General features: G+C 71.0%; 7 protein-coding genes. 2 read left to right on the top strand and 5 right to left on the bottom strand.

All coding sequences use genetic code 11. From position 1 onward, the window contains the following. Nucleotides 1–82 precede the first annotated feature (82 nt). The 3 genes from ACIF9R_RS04540 to ACIF9R_RS04530 form a co-directional block, all read right to left on the bottom strand. Nucleotides 83–862 carry an AAA family ATPase gene (locus ACIF9R_RS04540; protein WP_399974232.1) on the bottom strand — a complete coding sequence of 260 codons (780 nt, stop codon included), beginning with the start codon at nt 860–862 and terminating at the stop codon, nt 83–85. Nucleotides 863–896: 34 nt separating this feature from the next. After that, nucleotides 897–1,718 carry an ABC transporter permease gene (locus tag ACIF9R_RS04535; protein WP_399974229.1) on the bottom strand — a complete coding sequence of 274 codons (822 nt, stop codon included), beginning with the start codon at nt 1,716–1,718 and terminating at the stop codon, nt 897–899. An 86-nt stretch (nt 1,719–1,804) separates the two neighbouring features. Then, a complete protein-coding gene (locus ACIF9R_RS04530) occupies nt 1,805–2,779 on the bottom strand; it encodes an ABC transporter ATP-binding protein (RefSeq protein WP_399974933.1) in 975 nt (324 codons plus the stop codon). 217 nt (nt 2,780–2,996) lie between these two features. On the opposite strand from ACIF9R_RS04530, the gene ACIF9R_RS04525 reads away from it, so the two are divergent. Then, the gene (locus ACIF9R_RS04525; RefSeq protein ID WP_399974226.1) at nt 2,997–3,401 is read left to right on the top strand and encodes a VOC family protein; all 405 of its coding nucleotides are present in this window, start codon (nt 2,997–2,999) and stop codon (nt 3,399–3,401) included. Between the two features lie 20 nt (nt 3,402–3,421). Here ACIF9R_RS04525 and ACIF9R_RS04520 read toward each other — a convergent pair whose 3' ends face one another. Next, nucleotides 3,422–4,627, bottom strand: a complete 1,206-nt coding sequence (locus tag ACIF9R_RS04520) for an NYN domain-containing protein (RefSeq protein WP_399974223.1) — start codon at nt 4,625–4,627, stop codon at nt 3,422–3,424. A gap of 221 nt (nt 4,628–4,848) precedes the next feature. Here ACIF9R_RS04520 and ACIF9R_RS04515 point away from each other — a divergent pair, with 221 nt between their 5' ends. Further along, entirely contained in the window at nt 4,849–5,016 is a 168-nt protein-coding gene (locus ACIF9R_RS04515; RefSeq protein WP_399974221.1) for a hypothetical protein, read from the top strand. Between the two features lie 137 nt (nt 5,017–5,153). Here the strand turns inward: ACIF9R_RS04515 and dnaE are convergent, their stop codons facing one another. Then, complete coding sequence (dnaE, locus tag ACIF9R_RS04510) at nt 5,154–8,693, bottom strand: DNA polymerase III subunit alpha (RefSeq protein ID WP_399974218.1); 3,540 nt, start codon at nt 8,691–8,693, stop codon at nt 5,154–5,156. Nucleotides 8,694–8,758 lie beyond the last annotated feature (65 nt).

Below are 8,758 nucleotides of genomic sequence, written 5' to 3'. Positions count from 1 at the left end.
CTGCCCCCGCCCGGCGACAAGCCCGCGGGCAGTCACGGGTGGGCCCGTCACCGCCCCCGCACGCACAGGGCAGCCCGGAAACCTACTCCCCCGCCCGCGGCCCGTACGGCTCCGGCGGCAGCAACGGATCCGGGTCCCGGGGACCGAACAGGCTCATCAGCCCCAGATGCAGCACCAGCGCCCCGAACGGCCACGCCAGCAACGCCCCCTTGGCGCTCAGCTTCAACGGCGCGTCGAAGGTGACACCTTCGCCGACGCTCCTCGCCTGCGCGATCACGTCCTGCGCAGGCCCGAGCCACACCCCCAGCCGCCAGGCCAGTACCGACCCCAGCAGCCCGCCCACCGCCAGCCCCACCACCAGCGGCACTCCACCGCGCCGCCGCGCCAGGAACACGGCCAGCGCGCTCACCGCCCCGAACCCCAGCGCGAGGAGCGTGAACGTGCCGTCCACCCCGATCCCCTGCTCGCCCTCGGAGTCCTTGAGATAGACGACCCAGTTGTCGCCGGCCACATCACCCACCAGCGGCACACGCGGCGCCAGCCACCACCACAGCACCCCGAGCAGCACCCCGCCGAGCGCCACGGCGACCGCGGTCACCGCGCCCTCCCGCAGTTCCGTCCTCATCCCGGGGCCGTCCTCCTCGTACCAGCCGTGCCGGGGATCCTCGGCGTGCCTGGACTTCCCGGATTGGCCGGACTGGCCGGACTGGCCGGACTGGCCGGACTTCCCGGACTTCCCGGACTTCCCGGCATGCCGGGCCGCGGTAACCGCCGACCCGTCGGACGACGACGGCGGCCGCCGTCGCGTGTCCTGCGCGGAATGCTCATGCGGGGGCGGCGGTGGTGTCAGAGGAGCGCTCACCCTGCCATCGTGCCAGTCCCGGCGGTGGCGCGCGTCACCGGACGGCCGCCCTGCGGTACGCCCAGGTCGCCACGCCCAGCGAGATCACACCGACACCCCCGCACACGGCGAGGTCAGCGAGCACACGGGCCCAGTCGGGGTGCGGTCCGAAGGTCCGCGCGAAGGCCTCGACGCCGTACGTCGACGGCAGCAGATCCCGTGCGAGGCGCACCACCTCTGGCATCCGCTCCGGCGGCAGCACCCCCAGCAGCAGCGCCGCGGACATGCCGAGCTGGCCGAGGAGCGTGGCCAGCTCCGGCCGGGGCGCGAGCAGACCGAGGGCCGCTCCGAGTCCGGCGAGCGCGGCGCCCGCCAGCGGGATCACCGCGATCAGGATCCACAGGTTCACCAGCGGCAGCCCGAACAGCGCGCAGCCGAAGACGGCGGTCACGAACGTCCCCGGCACGGTGAACGACGCGTACGCGCCCGCCGCGCCCAGCACCACAGCCGCCGGCGGCACCGGCAGGGTCGCGTAGTGATCCAGCCCGCCGCCGGCCCGCAGCTGGCCGAAGTACTGGGCGAGGAGGTTCAGCGCGACGAACGCGACGACCAGCACCGCCGAGCCGGCGACCACGGCCCGCGCCTCGCTGCCACCGTCCACGACCCCACGCATCAGGATCATGATGCCGACCGACTGGAAGGTCGCCACGAACAGCAGCGGGATCCGGGCGACCCGGGCCCGGGACAGCTGCGCCCGGTACACGGCCGCCAGCGAAGGCCACAGCCGCGCCCGGGGGCCGAGTTCGGCCGCTTGTGGCGCGGCCCCCTGCGGGGCCCGGGCTCCGCCCGGCAGGACTTCGGCGGGTACGGCACTCACGTCGTGCTGCGCTCCTTCGCTCGGGGGTTCACCCGGATGCGCGGGGGCGGCCGCCCCGTTCCGTACGGATGGCGCGGTCCGTGCGCTCACGCCTTCACCAGCCCTTGCCGTGCGGCACCGCCCAGTGCCAGGTAGACGTCCTCGAGGCTGGGGGTCGCCAGCGTGAAGTCGTCCAGGGCTGCGAAGGCGGCTCCGCCGGTGACGGTGGCGACGACCGTACGGGCCTCCTCGGGCACCAGTCGCAGGGTCCAGCGGCGGCCGGACTCGACGACGCGGTCGCGCAGCGCGGCGACCTCGGGCACATGCAGGGGGGCGGCCTCGCGCCACACCAGATCGACCCGGACCTCGCCGGCGACCTGCTCCTTGAGCCCGGACGGGGTGTCGCAGGCGATGACCCGGCCCCGGTCGAGGACCGCGACCCGGTCGAGGACCGTCTCGGCCTCGATGACGTTGTGGGTGACCAGCAGGACGGTCGCGCCGTGCTCGGCGCGGCGCCGGTCGACGGCGGACCACACCGCGCGCCGGGCCACCGGGTCCATGCCGGTGGTGGGCTCGTCGAGCACGAGCAGGGGCCGCTCGCCCACCAGCGCGGCGGCGAAGCAGGCGAGCCGGCGCTGGCCGCCGGAGAGCTTGCGCAGCGGGCGTCCGGCGAGCGGGGCGAGCCCCAGTTCGTCCAGGACGTCGTCCCGCTCGGACCGCGCGCGGCGTGCGTCGAGCCCGCGCAGCCGGCCGGTGGTCTCGGCGGCGAGGGACACGGTGAGATCGTCGAGGGCGGTGGACTCCTGCCCGAGGTAGGCGAGGATGCGGGAGGCCCGCTCCGGGTGGCGCACGATGTCGTGGCCGAGGATCCCGACGCTGCCCCGGTCGGGCCGCATCAGTCCGGTCAGCTGGCGTACGAGGGTGGACTTGCCCGCGCCGTTCGGCCCGAGCAGGCCGAAGATCTCGCCGCGCCGTATGTCGAGCGTCACATCGTCGGTGGCCCGGACCTCGGGGGCCGCGGGAACCCCGCGCCGGCCGCGCACCGCCGGATAGGTCTTGGTCAGCCCGCGCACCGCGCACACGACATCACCGTGCCGGAATCCCTGTGCCGCGCGCGTACTCACAAGGGACGAGCCTACGGGGTCGGCGACCCCGCCCCGCCCTCGGGTCACTCTCGCGCCACGCCCGCGCGACGGGACACACCGGACACGCCGGGCAGGCCGGTGAACGCCGGGGAATCATCCCCTCGCGCACCGTGTTCCCCGGTCGTCCGCAGCACACGATCTTTCAGGAGCCGGTATGACCGACGAACCCGCCGTCCGAGAACTGCGCCTGGTGGTCACCGCCGACGACTACGACGCCGCACTGCGCTTCTACCGCGACGTCCTCGGCCTGACCGAACGCGCGGCGTTCACGTCACCCGACGGCCGGGTCGTCCTGCTCGACGCCGGCCGGGCCACTCTGGAGCTGACCGATCCGCACCACGCCGCGTTCATCGACGAGGTCGAGGTCGGGCGGCGGGTGGCCGGTCATGTCCGGGTCGCCTTCCAGGTCGACGACTCCGTCGCGACCACGTCGAAGCTGGCCGCCGCCGGCGCCGAGGTGGTCGCCGAACCCACCCGCACCCCCTGGAACTCGCTGAACTCGCGGCTGGAGGCGCCGGGCGCGCTCCAGCTGACCCTCTTCACGGAACTCGGCGAGTAACCGTCCAGGACCGGCGCCGCTCACTCCCCGGCGGGGGCCCGTTCCGTGCCCGTGCGCAGGTCAAGCTCGCGCCAGAACCCCGCCCGGATGGCGTAGCGGTCGCGTTCGTCGATCTGGTCGTCCTTGTGGGCGAGGAGGCCGAAGCGGGCCGCGTAGCGGAGCAGCTCGCCGTCGACGCGGTGCGGGATGCGGGGGTACATGCCGGACAGCTTCTGGATGTGACCCGGGTCGCCGAGCCGCTCCACCCAGCGCCGGGCGAAGACCTGCCCCACTTCGAAGGGGTCTCCGCCGACGGTGGTGATGTCCTCCTCGCGGTCCGCCCAGCGCTGCTCCGCCGTGGTCAGCTGGGCGAGGGTCGGCATGGACGCGGCGTCGGGCGGCTCGGCGACGGGCCGGTCGACCCAGCCCTTGTCGGAGGACCACCGCAGCGTCGCGGAGGCGGGCTGCTGGGGCTGGTGCGGGCCGGGGCTGCGCAGCGCGGCCAGGTCCTTCGGGGTGGGTACGCCCTTGACCGCCGAGGTCCGGTCGGCGGTTCCGTTGTGCTCGGCGGCCGGGTGCCGCGGCTCCTGCGCGGCGCGTTCGGCCGCCGCGGCGAGCGCGGAGTCGGGCAGGGGGGCGGAGAGGATCGCGGCGATCTCGGGCCGCGGCACGGGCGGCGGCGCGCACACCCCGGGGTGCTCCTTGGCCCGTACGGCCTGGGTGATCCAGGCCCGGTCCAGCACCCGGCGTTCGTCGGCCTCGGCGACCAGGTCCTCGGACTGGTTGTAGTCGCCGTCGGCGGCCTGCACGGCCCACAGGTGGACGGCGACGCCGTGTTCCTTCGCCGCCATCATGCCGGGCAGCAGATCGCCGTCCCCGGTGACCAGGACGATGTCGGAACAGGCGCGGTTGCGGGCCAGTTCGGTCAGCTCGGCGTGCATCGCCGCGTCGACGCCCTTCTGGGCCCAGCGGCCGTCGCTGCGGGTCAGCGCGCCCAGCCGGACGGTGACCCGGGGCATCACGCGCAGCCTGCGGTGCTCGGGCTGCGGGACGCGGTCGGGTGCGCCGTCGAACCAGTAGATGCGCAGCAGCGGTTGCCGCGTGTCGTTCTCGGCGCGGTCACGCAGGCCCTGGATGAGGGCCGCGTGGTCCACGGTGATGCGGGACCGTGAAGGCTCCCCGGCGAGGAGACTGGCGGCGGCCCCCAGCAGATACCCGGCGTCCACCAGGACGATGCAGCGGTCCACGCGATCCACCCTCTTTCCGGGAGGTTTGCTTCGGGCTTGCTTCGAGTCTGCCCGACCTCGCCGGGGTTAACGGCCCGAACTCGATCTTCGGCGTGGCGTTTCCACACTTCCTCCCCCGACCAGCCCGCTCACACACGGTAATTGTCCGACATGCGTGGGTCATCCTGCTGTGTGAATCTGGTTCCGGCCCTGGCCCCTAGTCCCCTACAAGGAGGCATCCCATGGCCAAGAACAAGAACCGTGACCGTAAGCAGTCCCCGGCTGAGCGCGCCCAGCGGGCGACGCAGCCGTCCACGATGGAGACCCCGGACGAGCAGCGCACCACCCACGTCATGCCCGGCGAGGCCGGCCAGGGCAAGGGCCGGCAGAAGCGTTTCGGCCACAACTGACGTCCGTACAACGGGCCGTTGTCCGGCCCCGGCACATGGCGAGGGGCGCACCCACCACAGGGTGCGCCCCTCACGCGCGTCGGCGGGCCGCGCGGCCCGGTCAGGAAATGTCCGGCGGATCAGGCCGCACGCCCCCCCTAACCCGCCAGGCAGGACGGTCCGAGGAGGACCTTGAGGTCGCCGAACAGGGCGGGGTCGGGCTTGACCCGGTGCCGGTCCAGACGCAGCACCGTCGTCTTCGTCGGCCCCTGGAGCCTGATCCGTACCTCGCTGTCGCCCTTGTGGTGGGTGAGGATCTCACCGAGCCGGCTGACCATCGGCGGGGTCACGCGCGTCGCCGGGATGGTGAGCACCACGGGCGCGTTGGCGCCCGCGTTGGACAGGTCGGGGATCATCAGCTCCATCGCGACCAGCCGCGGCACGTCCTCGCGCTTGTCGAGCCGCCCCTTGACGAACACCACGGCGTCCTCGACCAGCTGGGTCGAGACGAGCTGGTACGTCGCGGGGAAGAACATGCACTCCAGGGAGCCCGCCAGGTCCTCCACGGTCGCGATCGCCCAGGCGTTGCCCTGCTTGGTCATCTTGCGCTGGAGGCCCGAGATGATCCCGCCGATGGTGACCACCGCGCCGTCGCCGAAGTCACCGCCGGTGAGCTGGGAGATACCCGCGTCGGCCTTGTCGGACAGCACGTGCTCCAGGCCGAACAACGGGTGGTCGGAGACGTAGAGACCGAGCATCTCCCGCTCCTGCGCGAGCAGATACGTCTTGTCCCACTCGTCGTCGGTGAAGGTGACGTCGAGACCGAAGCCGGGCTCGTCGGTCTCCTCCTCGCCCATGCCGCCGAAGAGGTCGAACTGCCCCTCGGCCTCCTTGCGCTTGACCGCGACCACATTGTCGATCATCGGCTCGTACTGCGCGGTGAGGCCCTTGCGGGTATGGCCCATGGAGTCGAAGGCGCCCGCCTTGATCAGCGACTCGGTGGTGCGCTTGTTGCAGACGACCGCCTCGACCTTGTCGAGGTAGTCCGGGAAGGAGGCGTACTTCCCCTTGGCCTTGCGGCTCCTGATGATCGACTCGACGACGTTGGTGCCGACGTTGCGCACCGCCGACAGGCCGAAGAGGATCACGTCGTCGCCCTGCGCGGCGAAGTTCGACTCGGACTCGTTGACGTTCGGCGGGAGCACCTTGATGCCCATGCGGCGGCACTCGTTGAGGTAGACGGCCGACTTGTCCTTGTCGTCCTTGACGGAGGTGAGCAGCGCGGCCATGTACTCGGCCGGGTAGTTCGCCTTGAGGTACCCGGTCCAGTACGACACCAGACCGTACGCGGCGGAGTGGGCCTTGTTGAACGCGTAGCCGGCGAAGGGGACCAGCACGTCCCACAGGGCCTGGATCGCCTCGTCGCTGTAGCCGTTCTTCCGGGCGCCCGCCTGGAAGAGGACGAAGTTCTTCGCCAGTTCGTCGGGCTTCTTCTTGCCCATCACGCGGCGGAGGATGTCGGCCTCGCCGAGCGAGTAGCCCGCGATGATCTGGGCGGCCTTCTGCACCTGCTCCTGGTAGACGATCAGGCCGTAGGTGACCGACAGCACCTCCTGGAGCGGCTCCTCCAGTTCCTTGTGGATCGGGGTGATCTCCTGGCGGCCGTTCTTGCGCTCCGCGTAGTTGATGTGCGAGTTCATGCCCATCGGGCCCGGCCGGTAGAGGGCCGAGACGGCGGAGATGTCCTCGAAGTTGTCGGGCTGCATCTGGCGGAGCAGCGAGCGCATCGGGCCGCCGTCGAACTGGAAGACGCCGAGGGTGTCACCGCGGCAGAGCAGTTCGAAGGTCTTGGGGTCGTCCAGCGGGAGGGCGAGCATCTCCAGTTCGATGCCCTTGTTGGCCTTCACCATCTTGATGGCGTCGTCCATGATCGTGAGGTTACGCAGGCCCAGGAAGTCCATCTTCAGCAGGCCGAGCGACTCGCACTGGGGGTAGTCCCACTGCGTGATGGTCACGCCGTCGGTGTGCCGCACCCAGATCGGGGCGTGGTCGACGATGGGTTCGCTGGACATGATCACGCCGGCCGCGTGCACACCCATCTGCCGTACCAGGCCCTCGACGCCCTTGGCGGTGTCGATGACCTTCTTCACGTCCGGCTCGTTCTCGTACATCGACCGGATCTCGCCGGCCTCGTTGTACCGCGGGTGCGAGGGGTCGGTGATGCCGTTCAGGTCGATGCCCTTGCCGAGGACGTCGGCGGGCATGGCCTTGGTGAGCCGGTCGCCCATGGCGTACGGGTAGCCCAGCACGCGCGCGGAGTCCTTGATGGCGTTCTTCGCCTTGATCTTGCCGTAGGTGCCGATCATGGCGACCTTGTCGGCGCCGTACTTCTCCGTCACGTACCGGATCACCTCGACGCGCCTGCGCTCGTCGAAGTCGATGTCGACGTCGGGCATGGAGACGCGCTCGGGGTTGAGGAACCGCTCGAAGATCAGGCCGTGCGGGATCGGGTCGAGGTCCGTGATGCCCATCGCGTACGCCACGATCGAGCCGGCCGCGGAGCCCCGGCCGGGGCCGACCGCGATGCCCTGGTTCTTGGCCCACATGATGAAGTCGGCGACCACGAGGAAGTAGCCCGGGAACCCCATCTGGATGATGACGTCCATCTCGTACTCGGCCTGCTTCTGGCGGTCCTCGGGGACGCCGCCGGGGAAGCGCCGCGCCATGCCGCGGCGGACCTCCTCCTGGAACCAGGTGACCTCGGTGAACCCCTCCGGGATGTCGAACTTCGGCATCAGGTCGCGCTTGACGAACATGCCCGTGGTGTCGACCATCTCGGCGATCAGCCGGGTGTTGGCGCAGCCCTGCTGCCAGGCGTCCGAGGAGTCGATGGCGTACATCTCGTCGGTGGACTTGAGGTAGTAGCCGGTGCCGTCGAACCGGAAGCGGTCCGGGTCGGAGAGGTTCTTGCCGGTCTGGATGCACAGCAGCGCGTCGTGGGCGGCCGCCTCGTGCGCGTAGGTGTAGTGCGAGTCGTTGGTGACCAGCGGGGGGATGCCGAGCTTCTTGCCGATGTCGAGGAGGCCGTCCCGGACCCGGTGCTCGATGTCGATGCCGTGGTCCATCAGCTCCAGGAAGTAACGGTCCTTGCCGAAGATGTCCTGGTAGTCGGCGGCGGCCTTGAGGGCCTCGTCGAAGTGGCCGAGGCGCAGCCGGGTCTGGACTTCGCCGGAGGGGCAGCCGGTGGAGGCGACGATCCCCTCGGACCACTGGGCGATGGTCTCCTTGTCCATCCGGGGCCACTTCTGCAGCCAGCCCTCGGCATACGCGTCGGAGGACAGCCGGAAGAGGTTGTGCAGACCGGTGCTGTTCACGGCCCACATCGTCTTGTGGGTGTAACCACCGGAACCGGAGACGTCGTCGCGCTTCTGGTGCGGCTGACCCCACTGGATCTTGCGCTTGTTGCGCCGGGACTCGGGGGCGACATACGCCTCGATCCCGATGATCGGCGTGACTCCGGCCTTCTCCGCGGAGTGGAAGAAGTCGTACGCGCCGTGCAGGTTGCCGTGGTCGGACATGGCGATGTGCGTCATGCCCATCTCGTTGCAGGCGTTGAACATGTCCTTCAGCCGCGCGGCACCGTCCAGCAGCGAGTACTGGGTGTGGACGTGCAGGTGCGTGAACGGCGGCTTTGACACGGTGCGGCCTCCAGGAGTGGACGCTGTGGCGCGGAGCGCCTCGATGAGGGGCGGTGGGGGTCGGG

Origin of the sequence: Streptomyces sp. NPDC086080 (assembly GCF_044540255.1) — a bacterium.
GTDB lineage: Bacteria > Actinomycetota > Actinomycetes > Streptomycetales > Streptomycetaceae > Streptomyces.
Note: the sequence above shows the minus strand (reverse complement) of the source record. Positions and strands in the feature narration are given on the sequence as shown.

Coding starts and splice junctions, on each gene's coding strand:
- ACIF9R_RS04525 (WP_399974226.1), top strand. CDS start 2,997: ATGACCGACGAACCCGCCGTCCGAGAACTGCGCCTGGTGGTCACCGCC.
- ACIF9R_RS04515 (WP_399974221.1), top strand. CDS start 4,849: ATGGCCAAGAACAAGAACCGTGACCGTAAGCAGTCCCCGGCTGAGCGC.